This is a genomic window from Acinetobacter sp. CIP 101934 (genome assembly GCF_000369585.1).
GTDB lineage: Bacteria > Pseudomonadota > Gammaproteobacteria > Pseudomonadales > Moraxellaceae > Acinetobacter > Acinetobacter schindleri.
In genome coordinates this window covers 938513-962580 of sequence record NZ_KB850094.1, presented here as the reverse complement: position 1 = coordinate 962580, position 24068 = coordinate 938513, and the positions used below count along the sequence as shown (strand labels likewise).

At 41.3% G+C, this 24068-nt stretch carries 21 protein-coding genes; 9 read left to right on the top strand and 12 right to left on the bottom strand.

The window, feature by feature from the left end:
* Positions 1–345: 345 nt before the first annotated feature.
* Entirely contained in the window at positions 346–2076 is a 1731-nt protein-coding gene (gene dhaK, locus F899_RS15355) for a dihydroxyacetone kinase subunit DhaK (protein WP_008305008.1), read from the top strand.
* Positions 2077–2173: 97 nt separating this feature from the next.
* On the opposite strand, the gene F899_RS05030 is transcribed toward dhaK, so the two are convergent.
* The 3 genes from F899_RS05030 to F899_RS05020 all read right to left on the bottom strand — a co-directional run bounded on the left by F899_RS05030 (position 2174) and on the right by F899_RS05020 (position 5169).
* Positions 2174–3448, bottom strand: a complete 1275-nt coding sequence (locus F899_RS05030) for a glutaminase (RefSeq protein WP_005221199.1) — start codon at positions 3446–3448, stop codon at positions 2174–2176.
* A 223-nt stretch (positions 3449–3671) separates the two neighbouring features.
* Positions 3672–4478 (bottom strand): SDR family oxidoreductase, encoded by an 807-nt coding sequence (locus tag F899_RS05025; protein WP_005221198.1) that lies wholly within the window; start codon positions 4476–4478, stop codon positions 3672–3674.
* 16 nt (positions 4479–4494) lie between these two features.
* Entirely contained in the window at positions 4495–5169 is a 675-nt protein-coding gene (locus F899_RS05020) for a hypothetical protein (protein ID WP_005221196.1), read from the bottom strand.
* A 174-nt stretch (positions 5170–5343) separates the two neighbouring features.
* Between F899_RS05020 and F899_RS05015 the strand changes: the two genes are divergently transcribed.
* On the top strand, positions 5344–8238 hold the full coding sequence (locus tag F899_RS05015) for a valine--tRNA ligase (protein ID WP_005221192.1): 2895 nt from the start codon (positions 5344–5346) through the stop codon (positions 8236–8238).
* A gap of 43 nt (positions 8239–8281) precedes the next feature.
* Here F899_RS05015 and F899_RS05010 read toward each other — a convergent pair whose 3' ends face one another.
* Positions 8282–9682, bottom strand: coding sequence for a hypothetical protein (locus tag F899_RS05010; protein ID WP_005221191.1), 1401 nt, complete (start codon positions 9680–9682; stop codon positions 8282–8284).
* A gap of 152 nt (positions 9683–9834) precedes the next feature.
* Here F899_RS05010 and F899_RS05005 point away from each other — a divergent pair, with 152 nt between their 5' ends.
* A complete protein-coding gene (locus F899_RS05005; protein ID WP_005804963.1) occupies positions 9835–10803 on the top strand; it encodes an IS30 family transposase in 969 nt (322 codons plus the stop codon).
* Between the two features lie 128 nt (positions 10804–10931).
* Here the strand turns inward: F899_RS05005 and F899_RS05000 are convergent, their stop codons facing one another.
* The 4 genes from F899_RS05000 to F899_RS04985 all read right to left on the bottom strand — a co-directional run bounded on the left by F899_RS05000 (position 10932) and on the right by F899_RS04985 (position 13593).
* Positions 10932–11147 (bottom strand): hypothetical protein, encoded by a 216-nt coding sequence (locus F899_RS05000; protein ID WP_005221190.1) that lies wholly within the window; start codon positions 11145–11147, stop codon positions 10932–10934.
* A 199-nt stretch (positions 11148–11346) separates the two neighbouring features.
* The gene (locus tag F899_RS04995) at positions 11347–11571 is read right to left on the bottom strand and encodes an endonuclease domain-containing protein (RefSeq protein ID WP_228127806.1); all 225 of its coding nucleotides are present in this window, start codon (positions 11569–11571) and stop codon (positions 11347–11349) included.
* 162 nt (positions 11572–11733) lie between these two features.
* On the bottom strand, positions 11734–12762 hold the full coding sequence (locus F899_RS04990; RefSeq protein ID WP_026056789.1) for a molecular chaperone DnaJ: 1029 nt from the start codon (positions 12760–12762) through the stop codon (positions 11734–11736).
* A 111-nt stretch (positions 12763–12873) separates the two neighbouring features.
* Positions 12874–13593 (bottom strand): carbonic anhydrase, encoded by a 720-nt coding sequence (locus F899_RS04985; RefSeq protein WP_005221188.1) that lies wholly within the window; start codon positions 13591–13593, stop codon positions 12874–12876.
* A 397-nt stretch (positions 13594–13990) separates the two neighbouring features.
* Between F899_RS04985 and F899_RS04980 the strand changes: the two genes are divergently transcribed.
* The gene (locus F899_RS04980; protein WP_004893409.1) at positions 13991–14671 is read left to right on the top strand and encodes a DUF421 domain-containing protein; all 681 of its coding nucleotides are present in this window, start codon (positions 13991–13993) and stop codon (positions 14669–14671) included.
* Here F899_RS04980 and F899_RS04975 read toward each other — a convergent pair.
* The 3 genes from F899_RS04975 to F899_RS04965 all read right to left on the bottom strand — a co-directional run bounded on the left by F899_RS04975 (position 14668) and on the right by F899_RS04965 (position 18033).
* The gene (locus F899_RS04975; protein ID WP_005221186.1) at positions 14668–15357 is read right to left on the bottom strand and encodes an HAD family hydrolase; all 690 of its coding nucleotides are present in this window, start codon (positions 15355–15357) and stop codon (positions 14668–14670) included. The two genes, F899_RS04980 and F899_RS04975, sit on opposite strands and share 4 nt — an antisense overlap.
* A gap of 139 nt (positions 15358–15496) precedes the next feature.
* A complete protein-coding gene (locus F899_RS04970; protein WP_005221185.1) occupies positions 15497–16651 on the bottom strand; it encodes a porin in 1155 nt (384 codons plus the stop codon).
* A 137-nt stretch (positions 16652–16788) separates the two neighbouring features.
* Complete coding sequence (locus F899_RS04965) at positions 16789–18033, bottom strand: MFS transporter (protein ID WP_005221184.1); 1245 nt, start codon at positions 18031–18033, stop codon at positions 16789–16791.
* Positions 18034–18166: 133 nt separating this feature from the next.
* Here F899_RS04965 and F899_RS04960 point away from each other — a divergent pair, with 133 nt between their 5' ends.
* From F899_RS04960 to putP, 5 genes are all read left to right on the top strand, one after another.
* Positions 18167–18796 carry a 1-acyl-sn-glycerol-3-phosphate acyltransferase gene (locus F899_RS04960; protein WP_004810947.1) on the top strand — a complete coding sequence of 210 codons (630 nt, stop codon included), beginning with the start codon at positions 18167–18169 and terminating at the stop codon, positions 18794–18796.
* 62 nt (positions 18797–18858) lie between these two features.
* Positions 18859–19776 (top strand): patatin-like phospholipase family protein, encoded by a 918-nt coding sequence (locus F899_RS04955; RefSeq protein ID WP_004893402.1) that lies wholly within the window; start codon positions 18859–18861, stop codon positions 19774–19776.
* Between the two features lie 99 nt (positions 19777–19875).
* The gene (locus F899_RS04950) at positions 19876–20337 is read left to right on the top strand and encodes an NfeD family protein (RefSeq protein ID WP_004893400.1); all 462 of its coding nucleotides are present in this window, start codon (positions 19876–19878) and stop codon (positions 20335–20337) included.
* A 23-nt stretch (positions 20338–20360) separates the two neighbouring features.
* On the top strand, positions 20361–21215 hold the full coding sequence (locus F899_RS04945; RefSeq protein ID WP_004810953.1) for an SPFH domain-containing protein: 855 nt from the start codon (positions 20361–20363) through the stop codon (positions 21213–21215).
* Between the two features lie 214 nt (positions 21216–21429).
* Positions 21430–22920 (top strand): sodium/proline symporter PutP, encoded by a 1491-nt coding sequence (gene putP, locus F899_RS04940; protein WP_004893396.1) that lies wholly within the window; start codon positions 21430–21432, stop codon positions 22918–22920.
* Between the two features lie 64 nt (positions 22921–22984).
* Here the strand turns inward: putP and F899_RS04935 are convergent, their stop codons facing one another.
* A complete protein-coding gene (locus tag F899_RS04935; RefSeq protein WP_004893393.1) occupies positions 22985–23893 on the bottom strand; it encodes a polyprenyl synthetase family protein in 909 nt (302 codons plus the stop codon).
* Positions 23894–24068 lie beyond the last annotated feature (175 nt).

Genomic DNA, 24068 nt, shown 5'->3' with positions numbered 1-24068 from the left:
CAGAAACAGAAACAGAAACAGAAACAGAAACAGAAACAGAAACAGAAACAGAAACAGAAAATTAATTTCTCAATAATAAGTCAAATAAAGACTTAGCTTAATTAACCCCAAGCCCTTTCCCATAAGTAAAGGGAGTGTCTTGTGATTTCCTACTTATAACGGAAGTTCCCTCTCCTTTTAGGAGAGGGTTAGGGAGAGGTAATTTAATAAATCAAAACCGCCCCTTTTCTAACCCATCATTCTAAAATTGTTCGTTATTACATTTATAAGTCAGCAAAAATCATCACTTTCATGAATAATAGACCAATAAATTTATCTCCCAAATCAATGACTATTGGTGTTCTAATGAAGAAACTCATGAACGGTGCTGAAAACATCGTTGTCGAAATGTGCAAAGGCTTTGTCCTGGCACATCCAGAACTGGCATTTAATGAAGCTTATAAAATTATTTCCAGAAAAGAAAAACACCAAAATGTCGCCCTGATCAGTGGTGGTGGTAGCGGTCATGAACCTGCTCATGCGGGCTTTGTCGGCCAAGGCATGCTGGACGCTGCCGTATGTGGTGACGTGTTCGCCTCTCCTTCACAAATTCAGGTCTATAAAGCCTTGCAGCAAGTCGCGACTGACAAAGGCGTCCTAATGATTATTAAAAACTATTCTGGCGATATGATGAATTTCCAGAATGGCGCAGCTTTAGCTATCGAAGATGGCATTAAAGTCGATTATGTAAAAGTAGCAGATGATATTGCAGTCAAGGACAGCCTCTACACGGTCGGCCGTCGGGGCGTGGCGGGTACTGTATTTGTACATAAAATTGCAGGTGCAGCAGCATCAAAAGGTTTAGAGCTTGCGGAAGTCAAAGCTGTGGCTCAAAAAGCAGCGGATAACGTGATTAGTCTTGGTTTCGCCTACACTTCATGTACTGTTCCTGCCAAAGGCACGCCCACCTTCACCTTAGCGAATGATGAAATGGAATACGGCGTCGGCATCCACGGCGAACCGGGTATCCGCCGTGAAAAAATCCTGCCATCCAAAGAACTGGCACAACGTATTATCGATGACTTGTTCCTCGATCGCCCTGATCTGACTGAAGTTGCTGTTCTAGTGAACGGCTTTGGTTCAACACCAATGCAAGAGCTGTATGTCTTTAATAACGATGTGTGCGAACATTTGGCGCGCAAAGGCATCAAGATTTACCGTACATTCGTTGGCAATTATATGACCAGTATCGACATGAACGGTGCATCAGTATCACTTCTTGCGGTAGATGATGAGCTAAAAGGCTACTTAGATGCTGAAGCCAACACCCCTGCCTTTAAGCTGGATGGCTCGCCTGCTCTACCATTTGAATTTGCAGCACAAGACGCAGCCGCAAAACAAACCGCCAATACCGAAGTTGAAACCCAAGCTGAACATGCTGAAATTCAGAATGAGCAATTCACGATTGAAAACATGCGTTATGTTGTCGACGTGATGGCGGCCTGTATTATCAAAAATGAAGTGCCATTCTGCGAGCTGGATGCGCATGCAGGTGACGGTGATTTTGGTATGAGTGTGGCCAAAGGCTTTAAACAACTGAAACGTGAATGGCAAAGCCTGATTCAAGCACCGCACATGGATGAATTCTTGCTAAACAGTTCCATGATTATTATGGAACACTGTGGCGGTGCATCAGGGCCTATTTGGGGTTCTGCTTTCCGTGCAGCAAGTAAAGCCATTCAAGGTAAAACGATATTAACTGTGGCAGATTTTGCCGAGATGCTACAAGCGGCAGTGAAAGGTATTCAAACTACTGGTGAGCGTTCATTTGGTCGTGGCGCTGTGGTGGGTGACAAAACCCTGATTGATGCCTTAGTGCCATGTGCAGATTCCTGGTCAGCCAATACCGACAAGACGTTTAAAGAAAACTTTGTCTTGGGTGCAGCGGCGGCTGTAAAAGGTGCAGAATCTACCAAAGACATCGTGGCGCGTATGGGTCGTGCCGGTACGGTCGGGGATCGTAGTTTAGGCTATCCTGATGCAGGTGCACATGGGTTAGGTGTGATCTTTAGCGATATTGCTGAACATATTAAATAAGATTTTCATGAATTAAAAAGCCTCGAACTCTCGAGACTTTTTAATTTCCTGGCGAGGATGATAAACCTTACTTTCAATCAAGATGACAGAAAAATATTTATTGAAATTTTTCCAGATACTTGGTCAGTTTTTCTTTGACCACGACCCTTTTATTTCCCTTCATCTGGGCTTCACTTAAAATTCCTTCCGAGTCAACCACCACGACTGGATGGCCATCCTTCTTCAAACGGGCCACACCTTCAAATAACATCCGGGCACCGACATTATGAATTAAGGTCAAATTGGTCAGATCCAACACAATTCGTTTTTTGCCTTCCGGTTCATCTTCCAAAATACGCAACAGCATTTCCGATTCAGTAAACTGCAATACGCCACGTAGTTCATACACCACCACATGATCACGTTTACCGGTGAGATAACGACTTTGCAAAATAGTTTGTGCCGATGGTGTCCCTTCCATCAAATGTAGACCCATTTCCCGGGACATACGTTCAAAAATATCGACGCCACGTACACTATGTCCATGCTCATCAATTTTCGGAGAAAACACGGCGATACCCACCTGTCCAGGTAACACGCCGATAATACCGCCTGCAACCCCACTTTTGGCCGGAATACCCACGCTGGTCAGCCAGTCACCGGCAGCATCATACATGCCGCAAGTGAGCATCACACTCAGGACTTGCCGCACTACAGAACGGTCCAGCAATTTTTTACCAGTTTGTGGCTGAATTCCCCCGTTGGCGAGTACCCCGGCGATCATCGCCAGGTCTTTGACCGTCACCTTGATTGAACACTGCTTGATATAGCCATTAACAATCGCTTCTGGATCTTCTTCCAGCACCCCGACGGTACGCAGCATATAGCCCAAGGATCTGTTACGAAACGCTGTTTTCAGTTCGGAGGTATACACATCTGTATCAAAACTCAGTTCACGCCCAGCCAAACCACTTAAAAAACGGCGCAATTGCTCTGCACGGGACACCGTCCGTTTATAGGGAATCAGAGAATGGGTGGTAATTGCACCCGAATTGATCATCGGATTTTTTGGAATATTGGAATCCTTCTCCAGTGAAATCTGGTTAAAGGCCTCACCCGAAGGCTCCACGCCTACTTTTTCCATGACCTTGGTCAAGCCGACTTTCTGCAAAGCCAAGGCATAGGCAAAAGGCTTGGACATAGACTGCATGGTGAACTCAACTTCGTCATCACCGGTTGAATAGATCGTGCCATCTACGGTAGAGAGTGCCAAAGCGAACTTATCCGGGTCTACTGCTGCCAGCTCAGGAATATAATCTGCCAGGGCACCTTTTTCATTGTCACGGCAGGAAGTTAAAACATGCTTGAGGTAGTCTGGCACCGGTGTTTTCATCGAATGAGCTTATTCCAGTTGGCTGTTATTTTTAATTAACATACCGGCTTTTGGCTTAAGTACCAGAGTGAAAAGGTAATTTTCTGCATATCCATGTTATCGGCTGCATTCCCTGTAAAGGCAATCCTCCAGAAATGAATTGCATTTTTAAGTATGGTTATTTTTATTGATGTTTTAAGAGACATAAAAAAAGGCACTCCTGCCCTTTTTTAATCTGGATGATTTATTTTACTTTGGTTTTACGGATCATCTTGTACAGAACTTTGGGTGAAATACGGGAAACCAGTACGCCCAGTTTTTCTTTCTTGCCACCAACCACAATGTATTCCTCGCCCTGCTGTAACGCCCTCACCGTCTGTTTAGCAAAATCATCAGCCTCTAAACCATTTTCAATCGCTTCGTCCTGCTTGGCTTGCGGTTTGCCTTCACCATTTAGGGCATTAAAAGAGACATTGGTTTTGACAAAGCCCGGGAAAATCACCGAGACCTGAATACCCTGATCCGACACTTCAGCACGCAGGCTGTTCGCCCACATATGTATTGCACCTTTAGCAGCGGAATAAGATGCGCGATATTGTGTCCCCAGCAAACCTGCCACACTGGAAATAAATACAATACGTCCAGACTGCTGTTTTAAAAACGTCGGTAAAACCGTTTTGGTCAAAAACACCTGCGAGAAATAATCGACTTCCATAATGGCGCGTTCAGTCTGCATGGTGGTGTCGGCAATCAGGGCACGCTGACTTAAACCGGCATTATTGATCAGCCAGTCGATACGTCCCTTTTCACTCAGCACCTGTTCATAAGCCGTACGTACCTGACTTTCATCAGTAATATCAGCTACGACTGAGATGTGTTGATCAGGTTTCACCAGTCCTGCACGGACTTTTTCCAGTTCTTCCAAACGTCGTGCAGTCAATATTATCTGTGCACCTTGTGCAGCACATTCTTCGGCCAGTGCCTTACCAATTCCTGAAGATGCACCCGTGATCCATACCACTTTTCCATTTAAATTTTCCAGCTTTGCCATTGATCCCTCTATCCCTTTAAATATCCGATGTCTGTTTTACTTCATCTTCTAAAAATGCTAAAAAATGCTCAAAGTAATGACTGATGGTCGGCGCATCATACAGGCTTCCCAACTTGTCAAAACGCTTATAACCGAGCTGTGTAGTTAAATTAATCACACCATTCAGGGTTTTATCAACCACCATATTGAACTTCAGCATGTTTTTGGGTTGACGTACCAGATGGGTAACCCCCTGATCCACCACTTCAATAAAGGTCTTTAAGGCAGGTGAAACACAGTGATGATTGCCACTTTCCATTTCTTTTACATAGCCGAGTAATTCGATCGCCAGCGTCTTCTGAATGGGATAACGCACGTAATAATCGCCTTCAATTTCATGGGTCATTTCATAAAGATAATTCACCATTGGAATCAGCCGTTCATTGCCAAAAAATGATACTGACCATGGCATATATTTGCGAGTCGTTTCTAAAATCTGTTGAATGACTTTTTCAGATTCCTGATCTGGGGAGCTTGAGAGCTGCACCACACGGCCAAAAATCTGGTCAATAATTTCACAGGCAATATCGGCCAGATTTTCACCGAGCAATTTGGCCAGACTTTCCTGTTCGCCAGCATTAAATCGGGAATGCAGGTCTTTAAAGCGTTGATGGGTATCGGGGTGAATCTTGAGAGAAATGCTATAGCTCATCTTGTTATCCTTTTTTTAATCGTCTGCGATGAGTCGCGTTTTATCAATCTATCATACGTTGAGTTCAGGCAGCTGCCAATTGGCGAAAGTTTGCTTTTGGTTAAGCTGCCGCATGCCTTGATTTTTTTGCTACAATAGATGCAATTTTTTATCCACTTTTGATCTGTTTAGACTATGACTGATTCAGCGCAAAATATTGCTACAACTTACGATCCGACCGAGATCGAAAAAAAATGGTACCAAACCTGGGAAGAGCGTGGTTACTTCAAGCCGTCTGAAAAAGGCGAGTCTTTCTGTATCATGATTCCGCCACCAAACGTCACCGGTAGCTTGCACATGGGTCATGGTTTTAACAATGCCATCATGGACGCGTTAACCCGTTATAACCGTATGTCTGGTAAAAATACTTTATGGCAACCGGGTACTGACCATGCAGGTATTGCAACGCAAATGGTTGTAGAACGTCAGCTTGGTGCAGAAGGCATTAGCCGTCATGACCTGGGTCGTGAAAAGTTCATCGAAAAAGTATGGGAATGGAAAGAACAATCTGGCGGTAATATTACCCGTCAAATCCGTCGCTTAGGTTCTTCTGTAGACTGGTCACGTGAACGCTTCACCATGGATGAAGGTCTATCTAATGCAGTGAAAGAAGTGTTCGTTAAACTGCATGAAGAAGGCTTAATTTACCGTGGCAAACGTCTGGTGAACTGGGATCCAAAACTGCAAACTGCCCTTTCTGATTTAGAAGTTGAGTCTGATAAAGAAGAAGCAGGTTCACTTTGGCACTTCAAATATTTCTTTGAAGATAAGTCACTTCGTACGCACGATGGTAAAGATCATATCGTTGTGGCAACCACTCGTCCTGAAACATTGCTCGGTGATACGGCGGTTGCGGTTGCGTTGGATGATGAACGTTATGCACACTTGGTCGGACAAAACATCATCCTGCCAATTACAGGTCGTGCTGTTCCAATCGTTAAAGATGAATATGTCGACAAAGAATTCGGTACAGGCTGTGTAAAAATCACCCCTGCACATGACTTCAATGACTATGAAGTGGGTAAACGTTGCGAATTGCCAATCATCAACATCTTCAACAAAAATGCTGAAGTGTTGGCTGAGTTTGAATACATCGCAAAAGCGGGCGAGCAAATTTCTAAAACGATTCCTGCGCCTGCAGACTATATTGGTTTAGAGCGTTTTGAAGCACGTAAAAAATTGGTTGCTCAAGCGGAAGCTGAAGGTTGGTTAGACCAAATTCAACCGTACACCTTAAAACCACCTCGCGGTGACCGTTCAGGTGTGATCGTTGAGCCACTTCTTACAGACCAATGGTATGTGAAAATTGCACCACTTGCGAAACCTGCGATTGAAGCTGTTCAAGACGGTCGTATCAAGTTCGTGCCTGAGCAATACAGCAACATGTACATGGCGTGGATGAACAACATTCAAGATTGGTGTATCTCGCGTCAATTGTGGTGGGGTCATCGTATTCCTGCTTGGTACGATGCCGAAGGCAATGTATATGTTGGTCGTAACGAAGATGAAGTTCGTGCGAAAAACGGCATCCCTGCCGATGTTCAGTTAAACCAAGATGAAGACGTATTGGATACATGGTTCTCATCGGGTCTTTGGACATTCTCAACTTTAGGTTGGACTGGCGACGAAGCGAAAGATAAAGAAAACTATTTCTTAAATACCTTCCACCCGACTGATGTGCTTGTAACAGGTTTCGACATCATCTTCTTCTGGGTTGCACGTATGATTATGCTTACGATGCACTTCATGAAAAATGAAGATGGTACACCTCAAGTGCCGTTCAAAACGGTATATGTACACGGTTTGGTACGTGATGGCGAAGGTCAGAAAATGTCTAAATCTAAGGGTAACGTACTTGACCCATTAGATTTGATTGACGGTGTTGATCTTGAAACTTTAGTACAAAAACGTACTTACGGTTTGATGAATCCGAAACAAGCGGCGAAGATTGAAAAAGCGACCCGTAAAGAATTCCCTGAAGGTATTCAATCTTACGGTACTGATGCAGTTCGTTTCACATTCTGTGCGCTTGCAAACACAGGTCGTGACATTAAGTTCGATATGAAGCGTGTTGAAGGTTACCGTAACTTTGCCAACAAAATCTGGAACGCAACCCGTTTCGTGATGATGAACTGCGAAGAGCAAGTCATTGGTCAAGAAGTACGTCAAGACCTTTGGGAATTGCCAGAACAATGGATCGTAAGCCGTCTACAAAAAGCTGAACAAGCGGTGCAAACTGCATTCGCGACTTATCGTTTAGACTTGGCTGCACAAGCGATTTACGAGTTCATTTGGAATGAATACTGCGACTGGTATGTGGAACTGACCAAACCAGTTCTGAACGATGAAAATGTGTCTGAAGAGCGTAAAGCTGAAGTTCGTCGTGTATTGCTTGCGGTCATGGAAGCGTCTTTACGTTTGGCTCATCCGTTGATGCCTTACCTGACTGAAGAAATCTGGCAAACACTTGCACCGAAACTGAACATTGTTGGTGAAACGATTATGTTGGCGCCGTACCCTATTGCTGAGCAAGCATTGATTAATGACCAGGCTGAAGCAGATATGCAATGGCTGCAAGGTTTGATTGGTGCGGTACGTAACATTCGTGGTGAAATGGGTCTAGGTAATGCACGTTTGTTGCCTGTACTTCTTCAAAACACCACTGATGCGGAAAAAGCGCAAATCGCACGTATTGAGCCACTCTTTAAAGCATTGGCAAAAGTTGAAAGCATTACCTTCTTAGCTGATGCTGAACAACCACCATTGTCGTCTTCTTCTGTAGTGGGTCATGTGTCGGTATTCGTTCCAATGAAGGGTTTAATTGATCCTAAAGCGGAATTGGGTCGTCTACAAAAAGACTTAGACAAGGTTCAAAAACAGCATGACCAAATTGCCACTAAACTTGCAAATGAAGGTTTTGTGGCAAAAGCTCCTGCTGCTGTGGTTGAAGGCGAGAAAGTAAAACTTGCTGAGTTTGCTGATCAATTAGCGAAGATTAAAGCGAATATGGAGCAAATTGCGGCGCTTTAATTTATTTATCAATACCTCCCCATTAGGGAGGTATTGATTTTAACTAATCAGCCATTAATGGTAGTTCAAATAAATTATTTTTCTCAAAATTATATTTATTTTCATCATATTCAAATAGTTTTATCGTAAAAATATCAAAAAATCTAACATTCCTTTTTTCTAACATCTTGTAATCCAACAATCCAGTATAAATAATCGAATAGCACATCTGAATATAATCCATCAAATGAATACTTAATATTGGATTAATATCAGAATAAAATCCCGTATGTGTAATTTTGTTTCTTAAAAAATAAATACGCCTTATTTGTTTTTCAACATCCTGCTCAGTCTTTTTAAGTTGAGAGCTAATGCTTTTTATATTTTTAAATGTTTCATATATTTGACGAAAACGATATTTTTTCAATTCATCATTAATATTTTCATAAATTCTAATACTTAAATCTTCATTATTTAAGAAAATATGTACCATTTTTTTTTGATCGATATCTTTATCCAAACCTTCAATATCTACTGGTATAGATTTAATGAACTTTAATGCTAGGTTTAACCTACTACTCAAAGATAGGTGTGAGTAAAATTTAGGAACATAATTGGATAAAATAGTTAAAATTTTAGCTCCATCTTTCCAGTGGAACAATGATTCCAGAGAAATCCAAAGATTAATAATCTTCTGTTCATTTGATAAAGTTCTCCGAGTTAACCTCATATATCTAAATGATTGATTAATTTGACGTCTCTCTAACGGTTCAAGTTTATCAATCACATTGGAAAAGTGATAAACATCATTTTTTGAACTATATAAACTTTCTTCTACGTACATTTTCTTCAATTGTTTTTTTACATCAACATCCTTTATGACTTTAATTATTTTAGATTGATTATAAACCACACAAATATCATCAATATCCATTTCGACTTTATGTGAGTAAAGAAGTAAATCAAGATTTTTATCTAAGATTTTTTTTGCTAAAAAAACTGCCGCTAAATAATCTGAAGCAGTAATTTTTATTTTTATATAATATTTTTTTACTTCATCATTAACGGTTGGAAATCTTCTTAAAATATTACTATCAATATCACTTATAATTTTGATATCTTCTTTATCAAATTCTTTCCTTACATAACTTATACCATTAATTTTATTAACCCTAAAGTAAACATCATATTCAAGTTTTTCGAATGACAATTTATTAAAAACCACATCAAACTGCTCCTCAAACTTAAGACCTTTCTTATAATTACTAATTTTAGTTAGATATTCTAAGCGATGATATAAATATGTATAAGAAAATCCTTTATCTATTAACAAGCTAATATACATTCCTGTATAAATATCTATTTTATCGTAAATTCTTTTAGGTTGTGTCAAATCATGCTCCCCAAAGATAATATCTTTAAGTTTTTCAATGATTGAAATTTCATAACTTTCAATCTCATCCATAATTTTTTTCAAAATAAAATTAATTCTTATTACAGAGTCTGGGCAGAGTAAAACTTGAAGTGCGACATAAACCACCTAATTAATTTAAAGGGTTTATGGAGTATATAAAATTGTCATACCATCATCTTAACTTTGAAGATCGTACTGCATTAATGCTTGAGTCAAGAAAAGAAGGCTTTTCAGCCAGAAAATTTGCTGAACTCATTAAAAGACATCCTAGTACGATCTATCGTGAGCTTAAAAGAAATAGCATCAATGACGTTTATCAAGCTCGATATGCTTCTGATAACACCTTCGCTAGACGTAGACGTGGTCACAGAAAACTCAAAATCGATTCAATCCTCTGGAAATTTATTGTTGAAGCGATCCGTTGTTTATGGTCTCCTCAGCAAATAGCAAAGCGTTTAAAGACATTTCCTGATTTGGATCAAACAATGAATGTAAGCCATACAACGATTTATTCAACGATACGAGCATTACCAAAGGGTGAGTTGAAAAAAGACTTATTATCCTGTCTGCGTCATGAAAATAAAAAGCGAAAAGCTAACGGTGAACCTAAAAAAGATTCTATATTACAGGATATTAAAACTATTCATGAGCGCCCAGCCGAAGTTCAAGAAAGAAAAATACCGGGTCATTGGGAAGCTGATTTAATTAAAGGTAAAGACAATAAAAGTTCGATAGCAACACTTATTGAACGAAATACACGGCTCTGTATCTTGGCAACATTACCTGATGCAAAGGCAGAATCAGTGCGCAAGGCTTTAACTGAAGCTCTGAAATATTTACCTGCAGAACTGCGTAAAACGTTGACCTATGACCGTGGACGCGAGATGTCAGAACATAAAATACTCGAAGAAGATTTAGGCATAGATGTATATTTCTGTGACCCACATTCACCTTGGCAAAAAGGCACATGCGAAAATATGAATGGTTTAATTAGGCAATATTTACCTAAAGGGATTGATTTAAATCAGGCAGATCAGCATTATTTAAATCAAGTTGCCATGTCACTGAATACTCGTCCTAGAAAGGCGTTAGATTGGCTTACACCATTAGAGAAATTTGCTCAGCTTGTTGATTATCATATGGCTTTTGAAACTGTCGCACCTCATGTTTGAATTCGCCCTGCATCATTTAGTTGCTTATTTTTTTGTAATGTAGTTTCTTGATATGACCAAGCTGTTCCAAGGATATCCTTTAAAAGTGGATCTTTATTTATTGTTTGACATAACTCTTCTATACCTTTTTATATGTAAATTATATTTTTATGAGAGTCAAAACTATTAATATACATTTCAACTTCTTTTGCAATCGAAAATGGTGTGCCCAATCGTGCTTGCAAAAAGAAAGGATTTTTTAGATTTAACTTTTCTGCATATACTTTAATAAAAAAGGTAGCTCTATAATCTTTGATACCTAAAAGTTTTTCATTAATCTTTCCACGACAATTTTCGTAATGCATATAATTGTTTATCTATATAAAAAAATCAGGTATTTGTACTACAATAAAATTTAAATTTCTACATTTATATAGATATCTTTAATCTCAGTTTTTCTTCAATATGAGATTATCTTTTTCAAAATATATTTTAAATAAATAGTTGCAAGGTTACTTTCAACTATTAAGGCACATTTCATCAGTGTTAAAATCCTAATTTCATCTACACCAACACATCATGATTCCAATACCGCACAACAGTTAAACCTAAAGCCTCTAAAAACTTAGTCCGTTCAGCATCATATTCAATCGCATCATGCGTTCCATGCTGACTGCCATCCAACTCAATCACCAAACCAATTTCATGACAGTAAAAATCTACGATATACGGTTTGATCACATGCTGACGACGAAATTTAAGATTCATAAATCGCTTGGCACGTAGGATTTACCACATGAGTGCTTCTGCATCGGTGGCGGTGTGGCGCATGGATTTGGCGAATTCTAATAACTGGGGATCGAGTTTTTTGTTCATGTTGAATTTTATTTTTAATGATTATAGTAGATAGCCCTCTCCCCCGACCCTTTCCCAAAGGGAGAAAAGCAGAACTTACAGCACTCCATGCTCCAACAACATCTCCACCCCACTTACCTTCTTCATATACTTCAACCGTTCTTTCTCCCCTTTTAACTGCTTTTTCATCGCTGAAGTATCTACATCCACCTGCTTATATAAATCGGTAATTTTCACCTTGCCTATATGGCCTTTTTTATTCCAGCTCAACGATTGAATAATTTCTTCTATTTGACCATCCAGTTTCTGGCTTTGCATATCTAAAGCCAGTTGATGAAACTTTAGCTGCTCGGCACTTAAACCCTTTTGTGAAACACCCCGATTCTGCTCAATCTGGATTTGTAATTTCAGTAAATAAAATAAATCCTGCGCTGCATAGGCCTCATTCGCGCGTTGCAGTAACTCAGTCTTTTCTACTTTTTTACTTTCATCTGGTTCACGATCCGGGTGAACGGTTGCAGCAATTTTTAAATACACTGTTTTTAAAGACTGCTCTGCCAACTTCGCAACCTGTTCCAGTTTTTCCTGCTGGCGTTTAAGCTTGGCTTGCTCTCTTGCTTGTCTGTACTTTTCCCTATCCCATTCTCCAAAATCTTCAGGTGCCACCTGATCCGAAGTATCGTCATCAGCAAAGAACAGCTCAACATCCTTTACGCTTTGCTTTTTATTTTTTCTGGCTTGGCTATGTTCAATATGCTGTTGATAGTAACTATAAATCTCCTCAACAATTTCGACCTGTTGCTTTGATAAAGATTGGGAGTCGGTTAAATAAGTCGCAAGATACTGGATTTTAACATCTAGCTGCGTCGCCTCGGCCTTGGAAAATTCTGCCTCATGCAAATGCTTCCATAACTGTTCCAGTTGCTGAAACAGCACTGTATGTAACTCATGATAGACCGGCATCAAGGTTTGACGGGTATATTGCTGAATCTGTTCCTGCGCCTGCTGCCACTGCTTCAGTTCAAGCTGCTGCTGTTCAATTTTATCAATCAGACGGTTCAGCTTTCTCTGCTGCGGTGAAAGCTCAGTATCGGGCTGAACAGTGGTTTTCAAATCAAAAGACATAGCAAACATGCAAAGCAAATAAATGCTATTTTATCCCTAAAACTTTTAAGTGACTGCTGATTTACTGCAAATAAACGAAGCAGACCGCAGTCTGCTTAATGGAGTTATCAATTAATTTTCAACAATAACCCGTCCATTTAAGGGCTGAATCGGACGATTATTCGGATGTCCGATAAGTTTGGAGAACGCTGCGATTTGTTGTGCCGAAGCCTGCTGAATATCTTTTAGAATTAGCCAGCGTACCCCTTCCGAACATGGCGGTGTGGTCAGTGATCCGCTAAAGCGATAATAATCAAGGTTTTTAGGCAGCATCTGATTTACCGGTTGCGGTTTGCTTAATACCACTTTTTCACCTTGTTTTTTCGGCAAACGGTTCCACATACGTTTGAGCATCTGGCTTTCTGCACCCTGCTCGAACATCATGCCGACCACAGCAAGCTCACCTTTAGTATTGGCATGCACAAAGTGAATTTCCAGTGGATAGCTTTTGCCCTTGATCAGATTTTCACTCGGGCTATGCAAATGAAACTGTTTCAGCACAAAGGTATCGCCGTCCAGCTGCAATTCGCCACCTTGAGCAAAATCTACCTGCACGGTATGACCTTTATTCTCGATCGCATGAATCATGGTGTTATAGCTGAACTTTAAAGGTTCCAGTTCTGCCTTTACGCTGCCTTCGATATTAATAGGTGACTGATTTACGCTATTGCATGCAGCATATTTATCGCTCAGTGAACCCCACTGATGGGTATGCTTATAATCCCAGTCTGCATCCGCATATGCCGTATTCATTAGTCCAAAAGCAACTGCACATAGCATGGCCTTTTTCATCTATTCACCCACCCTTATTATCAATCATCTTGTCAAAATGCATGAATATTCATACATTAATTTTCCATACGATATAATTAAGCAACTGATTTATTAATAAAATAATATCTATAATAATGATTATGATATTAAAAAATTCAGACGGGTATTATTAAAACAGAGCGGAAATTTGAAACAAGCACAAAAGATTCCATTCTCGAACTTGAATGTCGTTGGAGTTTTATAGTTTTGTTATTAATTGAAAAATATAATATTTTTAAATTGGTAATTCATGTTCATCATCGGCTAATCGATAACTGATGATACCGAGATCTTACCTGTATAAACATAATCACTAAACTTCGCATCCAAGTTCATTGCTACACTCAGTTCACTTAAGGAAATATGAGCTAAGCCTATGGATTTTTTCACGATTTTTGTCCATGACACTGACTGGACCTTTATTGGTGAAATTCTGCTGCGCTGCCTGGTCATGTATACCATGATCATTGTATTCTTGCGCCTGACCGGTAAACGTGGGGTACGTCAACTTTCCATTTTCGAAGTCGCAATTATCTTGGCTTTGGGTTCGATCGCAGGCGATCCTATGTTCGATGAAACCCTGCCTTTGCTGCAGGCATTTATCGTCATGTCTACCATCATTATTTTATACCGTCTTACCACCTACCTGACCATGCAATATCAGTCCTTCGAAGATCTGCTCGAAGGCAAACCGCTTTATATTGTGGAAGATGGTGAAATGGTGCTTGAGCATATTTCCAAAGGCAAAATGTCGCATGATGAATTCTTTGCCGAAATGCGTCAGCAAGGTGCTGAACACTTAGGACAAATTCGTACTGGACTGCTGGAAAGCGATGGTAAATTCAGCATACTCTTTTACAGTCCCGAAGAAGTCCGTTATGGCTTGCCCTTATTTCCTAAAGCCCAAAAGGACCTAATTACAGAAGTTGAACCACATACTTATTATGCCTGTCTGCATTGCGGCAACGTAGAGTTGCTGTCTAGTCCAGATGCAATCTGCCAGCGCTGTGAATATTGCAAATGGATCAAAGCCATCAATACCCAGCGTCAGACTTAATGTTTGAGATAATCCAGCACTTGAGCCAGATTCTGGATCTTGTGTTCTATCTGCTGTAAAGGCGTATGGAATCCTTCCATCCATAAAGTCTGCATACCGGCATTCTGTGCACCCTGAATATCATTAACAGGATGGTCTCCAATATAAAGACAATGCTCTGGAGCTACAGCGAGCTTCTGCGCAGTATATTGAAAAATTTCAGGATTTGGTTTACTGATGCCAACCAGACCTGAACTCATGATTTCATCAAAATAATGAGCAAACCCCAGCCCGTTAATAATATTCATCCGGGTGTCATGTCCACCATTAGAAATAATCGCCAGTTTATAATCTGCGGCTTTAAGTGATTGCAATAAGTTTTCTGCTTGCGGCATGGCGACGGCGAACTGGCCAAAATTCTGGAACCAGAAATCACTCAATTCTTCTAATGCTGGCTGAGATTTCCAGGACAATTCTTGCTGAAGTGCAAAAGCGACTGATCCACCAATTGTGGAATGGGTCAGCAGTTCTTTTTTCGGATAACCACCATTATCAATACGGCGTACGATCTCGGTAATTTTTGCGATATCGGCTAGATTTAGCATCTGACTATATTGCTCTGCCAGATAGCGACTATAAGCCTGTACACTCAAATCACGATGTGTCAGTGTATTATCCAGGTCAAATAAAACAGCTCGTACAGTCATAATAGTTACATCAAACTTTTGTGTTTACTTTAACAGCTCAAACCCTGCGGCTAATGGGTTTAAACTCATAAGCTATACAAAATTCCATATAAAAAGGCGATGTAAAAACATCGCCTTTTTTCAGCATACAAAGTCTAAATTAGAATTTGTATTCGAAACCTGTACCTAACAGGAACTGATTATCTTCATCAGAACCTTGTTCAATCGTCAGGTAGCCTGCTGTACCGTACACTTTTACTTGTTTAGAGAAAGCATAGTCAACACCAGCAAGAATTTGCTTAGCTTCAAAGTCAGAAGTAGCATCATCAAACGTTACATCGCTATAGCTATACTGCCCCTTCACTGTCCAATTTTTAGCATTTGGAAGGTTATATTCCGCACCAATTAACCATGCTTGCGCATCGTCAATATTTGCTGCTACCAAAGCGTTTGCTGGAGTTGGACTTGCATCAGCATTTTCAATATCAGAAGTTTGATATAATGCGCGTAGTGATAGCCCATTATCCAAATTAATACGACCAATTGCACGAATTGTATTTGCTTCTGCTAAAACATTACGACTTGCTGTAACATCTTGACCTCGTCGTGCATCCGTATTATCAGCATTTAAGAAACCACGACTTAAGAAACGAGATGGGATCGCTTTATCATAGCCCAGGCCAGCAACGAACATTTTGTCGCTATAAACAACTGAAGAAGACCAAGAATCACCTAGGCCACGACCAGCAACAGTTGAACCACCTTTAGTTGACTCAATTGTGTCATTACCTTCACCTGTAGCAAGCTGTAATTTACCTTCAAGTTTACCTTCACCTAACTGGAAAGCTGGTGTTTCATAAACAAGTACATTATCAATACGGTTTTCACCAGCCATGATACCTGCGACATCGGCATTGTTAGCTACATAGTTATTAAATGTATCTACTACAGATGAAAGTTGCTTTACTGGCGTATCAATTTTACCTAATTTTACTGTACCCAGCTTTTCATCTTTAAGACCAATTAAAAGATTACGTGGTACGAATGTGTCAGAGCTTCCACCATTGTCTACATAAAAAGTAAACTCGGCTTGGTAAAGTGCACTTAGGCGGTCAGTTAACTTCTCATCACCCTTTAAACCAAGGAATGAGTTATTTGAATTTAGGTCAGTAATATGACGATCTTCTACGCCATTTTTATTATCTGCCTGTACATGGTCAACAGAAAGGTCAATTTCACCATAGAAAGTTGGTGCTGCAAAAGTTGTCCCCGCCAATAGGCTCAATGCAATCGCTGTCGCTAACTTGGTTTTCATTTCAATAATCCTTTGGTTTATTTTGTAACAAATCATACACAACGTCTTTATATTACAAAATTATTAAAAATGTATTTATATATTCTTTTTAGTACTTTAGGCTAATATTCAATCAAACATTTGATTTAGATAATTTTTCAATCAATTTTACGGTGTTTTAGCCAACCGCTTATCGGGATTAAGCACAATATTGCAGTAAAAACGATGCCATACAGATAATCCTGATAACCCAATCTATCTCCTAATATTCCACTTATACTATAAAGCCCGCCACTCACCGTCGCCATGATCGCTACTTGAAATGTGAAGTCCGTTCCCGCCAGATGTTTACGGCTGTATTGCATAACTAAAGTCAGCATCACCACCAGTAACATGGCAGAAATCATATCTTCAGCCGCATTAATCAAGTAAATCACCACGGGTGCAACTGACTGTTTGGCTTCGTATTTCATTGCCAGCCAGGCATACGCCATTAAAGTGATAATCTTGATAATTGAGAAAGCCATCAAGGTTCGGGCGCGGGAAAATATTTTCAGGCACCAACCAGCCAACCCTGCTCCAATCAGTGCCGCAAATGCACCGAACATAGTCACGTAAACCCCGATCTGGCTAAAACTCAGCCCCATATCTACCATTAACGGTTTTAATAGAGGTCCAGACAGGCCATCCGCAATTTTAAACGTCACCAGAATCGCCAGCCACCAGCGTAAAGTAGGCTGTTGGAGAAAATATTGAAAATAGGTTTTTAACTGGAATTTATTTTGCTGGGCTTTGGCAATCTCGTTCAGGTTTTCATGTTGCGGCTCTTTAAATAAAAGTATGGGTAAAGTATTCAGAAAGACCAGAGCTGCTAAAATCAGGAACGTCGTTTGCCATTGCAGGACATCCAAAAGCCATAGGATGGCACCCCCACCGACAATAAAACCCAGACGTGAACCCATCACCTGAAAGGTATTGCCCCAGTGTTGCTGGTCATTTTTCAGAATATTGACCGCGAGTCCATCCGTAGCAATATCCTGTGTCGCCCCAATGCCATTCATAAATAGCAGTGCCACAAAAAAAGCCAGCAGATAAACTGGCTGATTTAATGCCTCAATTGGTATAAAGGACAGGATGATGAGTACGATGACAGACAATAACTGTGCGGGAATAATCCAGCTACGATAATGGCCTTTTGTAGAACCATAACGATCGACTAGAGGTGCCCAAAAGACTTTGATTGACCAAGGCAGCATCAGCAGGCCGAATCCCCCAATATGCGTCAAAGATACACCTTGAGCACGCAAAATTACTGGAAGTGCATGCGTCATAAATCCCACCGGTAAACCTTGCGCCCAGTATAAGGAAAATAGCAAAACATAGAGGTTGCGCATGGCCGGCATTAAAAGTCCTTGGCTGATCAAATATTCCAGAAAACATCATCTGGCATGGATATTTTGCCAGTGAAAAAATTATCACGAAGGAATAATATAATAAAAAACAAAGAATATTGTCGTAATTCAAGAGTCTTATAAGATGGCAAATACTTCCTTTCCTGACCTGCCTGCTTTAGTCCCTGGGCGTGGCAGTAAATTCAGCCGGACATTTTATAAAAAGCTTTTTCTTGCTCAAGGCTGGAAAATGGAAGGTGAATTTCCAAATTTTCCAAAAGCAGTTGCCATCATTTCTCCGCATACCTCTAATATTGATGCCTGGTTGGGCTTTAATGCTCTGCTCGGTCTCGGCATTCAGATCACGATTTTTGGCAAGGACAGTTTATTCCGTACACCACTTAAACCGATTCTGGAATGGATTGGTGTGGTTCCGGTGGTACGTGATACTCCTCAAGGACATACCCGACAGATTGTTGATATCATTAACAAGACTGATCGGATCTGGATAGGCATGGCACCTGAAGGTTCGCGTAAGGCACCGGAAAAAATCCGTAGCGGTTTTTATCATATTGCCAAAGCTGCCAATCTGCCGATTGTGATGTTTTCTTTTGACTATGACATTAAAACCATTCATATCTTGGGCGTATATCATTTAACCGGTGATTATGAATATGATCTGGAGCAGATCTATGCCCATTATAAAGGCAAGATCTCGGCAAAAAATCCGGACTGGATTGCCAAGCCTTTACAAAAACTGGTGAAAAAACGCTAGGCAAAATGTCTTTTTTTTGCTCTGATAACCGTAATTTGCTTATTTAATCCTCTATTTTTAGAATGAAATTAATTCGTTATGCAATGATTGGCTGTTTGGGCCTGAGCCTTGCAGCCTGTGATAGAAGCCCATCGAAGCCTGTTGTTATCCCGACGCTTAAAGCCCGTGAACCTGTCATTGCCCTTGCCTTGGGTGGTGGCGGAGCGAAAGGTTTTGCCCATATCGGCGTGATTAAAATCCTTGAATCACATGGAATTAAACCTAAAATTGTGACTGGAACCAGTGCCGGCAGTTTTGTCGGCAGTCTGTATGCCAGCGGTAAAACTCCATATCAGCTGCAACAAATTGCGCTTAATTTTAAAGAAGCGGATATTCGTGATCTGACCTTAAACCGTCAGGGTATTATCGCCGGTCAAAAGCTACAGGATTATGTAAATAAGAACGTGGCCAATAAACCCATTGAACAGTTCCCGATCCGTTTTGCTGCGGTAGCTACCCGCCTGGATAATGGCCGTAAGGCTGACTTTATCAAAGGCAATGCCGGTCAGGCGGTACGTGCCTCTTGCAGTATTCCGAATGTCTTTGTGCCAGCGGTGATTGGGGGTAACAAATATGTCGATGGTGGATTAGTCAGTCCAATTCCAGTGAAAACAGCCAAAGATATGGGAGCGGATATTGTCATTGCAGTTGATATCTCGGCGCGCCCAGATGCCAACAAAGCCATGAACATGTTTGGCCTGCTGGATCAGACCATTAATATCATGGGTCAGCAAAGTATTAATGAAGAACTGGCTCAGGCTAACGTGGTCATTCAGCCGAAGGTCGGACATATTGGTACACTGGATCTGAAATCGAGTAATGAAACGATTCTGGAAGGTGAAAAGGCAGCCCAGTTAAAAATCCGAGCCATTGAAAAGGCCATCAGCGATTTCAGCAAGTCCCCAGCTGCATTACAACCACCACGCAAGGCTAGGTTCTAAATCGGGATTGCAGGTATTCATCCGCTGCTGCATCTGCTACATTGAAGTGAAGATAAAAATCATGATGAATATTTAATTTTGAATTACATAGGTTAATTTATGCAATTTGTTCTTGAACCGTGGCACTGGTTTGTACTTGGCATTATCCTGATTCTATCAGAGTTAATTCTGCCAGCATTTGCTGCACTCTGGTTTGGTATTGGGGCCATTATGGTGGGTATTCTGTACTGGATGTTCCCGATGATGGGACTGACAACGCAGCTGCTGACCTGGATCGTTCTCTCTGTGCTGTGTACCCTGGCCTGGTTCAAGTTTATTAAACCGCTGTCTACAGATAAGACCAAAGCCGGACTGTCACGTGAAGCAACTATTGGTCAGGTGGGGATGGTGATTCAAATCAATCTGGATCACGGTCAAGTCAAAGTCCGCTTTCCGCTTCCTGTCCTCGGTTCAGATGAATGGGAATGTCGTACGCTCAGTCCGGTACAAGTTGGCGACCGGGTTCGTGTGGTCGATATTCTCGGTAATGACCTGGTGGTACAACCACATAGCAATAATTAAGAAAAGGAAAAGGTGAAAAAGACATGAGTATAAGTTCTATTATTGTATTGGCCCTGCTGGTCTTTGTGGCCGTCACCATCTTCAAAGGTGTACGAATTGTTCCTCAAGGCTATAAGTGGATTGTACAGCGTCTGGGTAAATACCATTCTACCCTGAATCCTGGCCTGAACTTCGTGATTCCTTATATCGATGAAGTTGCTTATAAGGTGACGACCAAAGATATCGTGCTGGATATTCCTTCTCAGGAAGTGATTACCCGTGATAATGCAGTCTTGCTGATGAATGCCGTAGCTTATATTAATCTGACTACACCTGAAAAAGCCGTGTACGGGATTGAAAACTATTCTTGGGCGATTCAGAACCTGGTTCAGACTTCATTGCGTTCGATTGTCGGTGAAATGGATCTGGATGATGCATTGTCGTCTCGTGATCACATTAAGGCACGTTTGAAAGCCAGTATTTCTGATGATATTTCAGATTGGGGGATTACCCTGAAAACCGTAGAAATCCAGGACATCAAACCATCGCATACCATGCAGGCAGCGATGGAAGAACAGGCAGCGGCTGAACGTCAACGTCGTGCCACAGTAACCAAAGCCGATGGTGAAAAACAGGCAGCCATTCTGGAAGCAGATGGTCGTCTTGAAGCCTCACGTCGTGATGCGGAAGCACAAGTGGTATTGGCTGAATCTTCACAGCGTGCTATTGATATGGTGACTCAGGCGATTGGTGATAAAGAAATTCCTGTGGCTTACTTACTTGGCGAGCAATATGTAAAAGCCATGCAAGATATGGCGAAATCTCCAAATGCCAAGACTGTGGTCTTGCCCGCGGATATTATGAATACCATTCGTGGCGTTATGGGTCGCAACAATTAACTGTTAAGAAATATGAATCAAATAGGCAGTCGAATGACTGCCTATTTTCATTTAAATCAAGAAAATCTCAGCAAAGATTGTGAAATTATGGTTAAATTTCGCGTTTATTTTGAAATCTTCTGGATTTAATGTTGCATGGCTTTCGGATTAAAGCCCATAACATTTGCCATAATCCTTATTTCGATCTACTGTCCAACTTAAAAATGGATACCGTATGAGCTCCCTAAATCCAACCTTAATCACCTTTCTATTTTATATTGTCGCCATGATCGTAATTGGCCTGATGGCTTATCGCGCGACAACAAACTTTTCCGACTACATCTTAGGGGGCCGACGTTTAGGTAGTTTTGTTACTGCACTTTCTGCTGGTGCTTCCGATATGAGTGGCTGGCTGCTGATGGGTCTTCCCGGGGCAATTTATCTTTCAGGTCTGTCTGAAATGTGGATTGCGATTGGCCTGATTATCGGTGCCTGGCTAAACTGGCTCCTGGTCGCTGGACGTTTACGTGTACATACTGAAGTACAGCACAATGCACTGACCTTGCCAGATTATTTCTCGAACCGCTTTAACGACCAGAAAAAAGTTCTGCGTGTGGTTTCTGCATTCGTGATCCTGATTTTCTTCGCAATTTACTGCGCTTCAGGCATGGTCGCAGGTGCACGTCTGTTTGAAAGCATGTTTGAGCTGCCATACAGTACTGCTCTCTGGATTAGCGCGATTGCGACGATCAGTTATGTATTCATTGGTGGATTCCTGGCAGTCAGCTGGACTGACACGATTCAGGCGGGTCTGATGATCTTTGCTTTGTTGCTGACACCAATTGTGGCTATTTTATCTTTCTCAGATATGTCACAAATCACTTTGGCACTTGAAGCGGCTCGTCCACAAGCCATGAATGTCATGGGTGATCTGAGCTTTGTTGCGATTATTTCCTTACTGGCTTGGGGTCTGGGTTACTTTGGTCAACCGCATATTCTGGTGCGTTTCATGGCAGCAGATTCGGTGAAATCGATTCCGAATGCACGTCGTATTGGCATGACATGGATGATACTGTGTCTGGGTGGTGCGGTCGCAGCCGGTTTCTTTGGTATTGCTTACTTCCAGGCACATCCAGAACTGGCAAGTGTGGTCAATGCCAATCCTGAAACCGTATTTATGGAGCTGACTAAAATTCTGTTCAATCCATGGATTGCCGGTGTGGTTCTGGCTGCAATTCTGGCTGCGGTAATGAGTACACTCAGCTGTCAGTTACTGGTCTGCTCAAGCACTTTGACTGAAGACTTCTATAAATCTTTCCTGCGTAAAAATGCTTCTCAGAAAGAACTGGTTTGGGTCGGTCGTTTGATGGTGCTACTGATTGCCCTGCTTGCGATCTGGATGGCGGGTAATCCGGAATCTAAAGTGCTTGGTCTGGTTGCTTATGCTTGGGCTGGTTTTGGTGCTGCATTTGGTCCATTGATTATCCTGTCACTGTTCTGGAAACGCATGACCCTGAATGGTGCCTTGGCCGGTATGATTGTGGGTGCAACTGTTGTGATCCTATGGAAAAACCTGTTTGCAGACACTGGTCTGTACGAAATCATTCCAGGTTTCATCTGTTCAATGATCACTATTATTGTGGTGAGCTTAATGGGCAAAGCGCCGACAGAAGAAATTACTGACCGTTTTGAACAGGCAGAACGTCTGTACAATGAAAGCAAATAAAATGAGCTAAAATAAAAAAGAGGACTGAATGTCCTCTTTTTTATACGCTGCATCCCTATGAAAATTAACTTTTACGATGCAACAAAAACTGTGTAATCTGAGTCAATTCTTCAGCCTGACCTTCGAAGTGAGCCAGAGCATTTAAGGCTTGATCATGCAACTGTTTAGCATACTGTTTTGCCTGCTCGAGTCCCATAAGCGCAGGATAAGTCGATTTCTCTACCTGTTCATCCTTACCTGCCGTTTTTCCTAATACTTCAGTATCAGAAATGATATCCAGAATATCATCCTGTACCTGGAAAGCCAGACCAATGGCCTGCCCAAATTCACGCAGTTTCGGAATCGCCAGATCCGTACCTTCAAAAATCGTCACCGCAGCCATCATGATGGCTGCTGAGATTAATGCACCGGTCTTATTACGGTGAATGGTTTCTAATGCTTCCTGGTCAATTCGTTTTCCTTCAGACTGCAGATCTAAAACCTGACCATTGACCATCCTGGAAGATGCTGTCGCCAGAATCTGCATCTGCTTTAATACAATTGCTGGCTCAACTGCAGGGCCCTGATCAAACAGACGGCTGCCTAAAATTTCAAAAGCCATGGATTGCAGAATATCGCCAGCAAGCAACGCGGTATCTTCACCAAAGGCAACATGGCAAGTTGGTTGTCCACGACGCAGCAAATCATTGTCCATACAAGGCAGATCATCATGAGCTAGTGAATAGCAATGAATGAACTCGATTGCGACTGCAGCACGACGCACAGCAGCAGTATTCTGATTCGGTTTAAGCGCGGCTGTGGCATAACACAAGGCTGGACGTACACGTTTTCCACCCAGCATCACTGCATGGTGTACAGCCGATTTCAGCGGCTCAGTAATGGCAAAAGCATCTAATGCTGTCAATAGGTCCTGTTGAATACGATGTTGTGCTTGAGTCAATGCATGGGTTGACAGCTCAGTTGTAGATGACACATTCGCCTCAGATCGGTTGTTCAATATATTTTCGATGACAAGAATAAGGAACTTGCCGCTTTATTCCTGCATTGTACCTCTAAATATCCTGAATTATCAGCTTGAAATCGTCTGCTGATTTTGCTCTATCAAGAGTCAAGATCATTTTTAATGAGAAGAAGCTGTCTAGAGTATT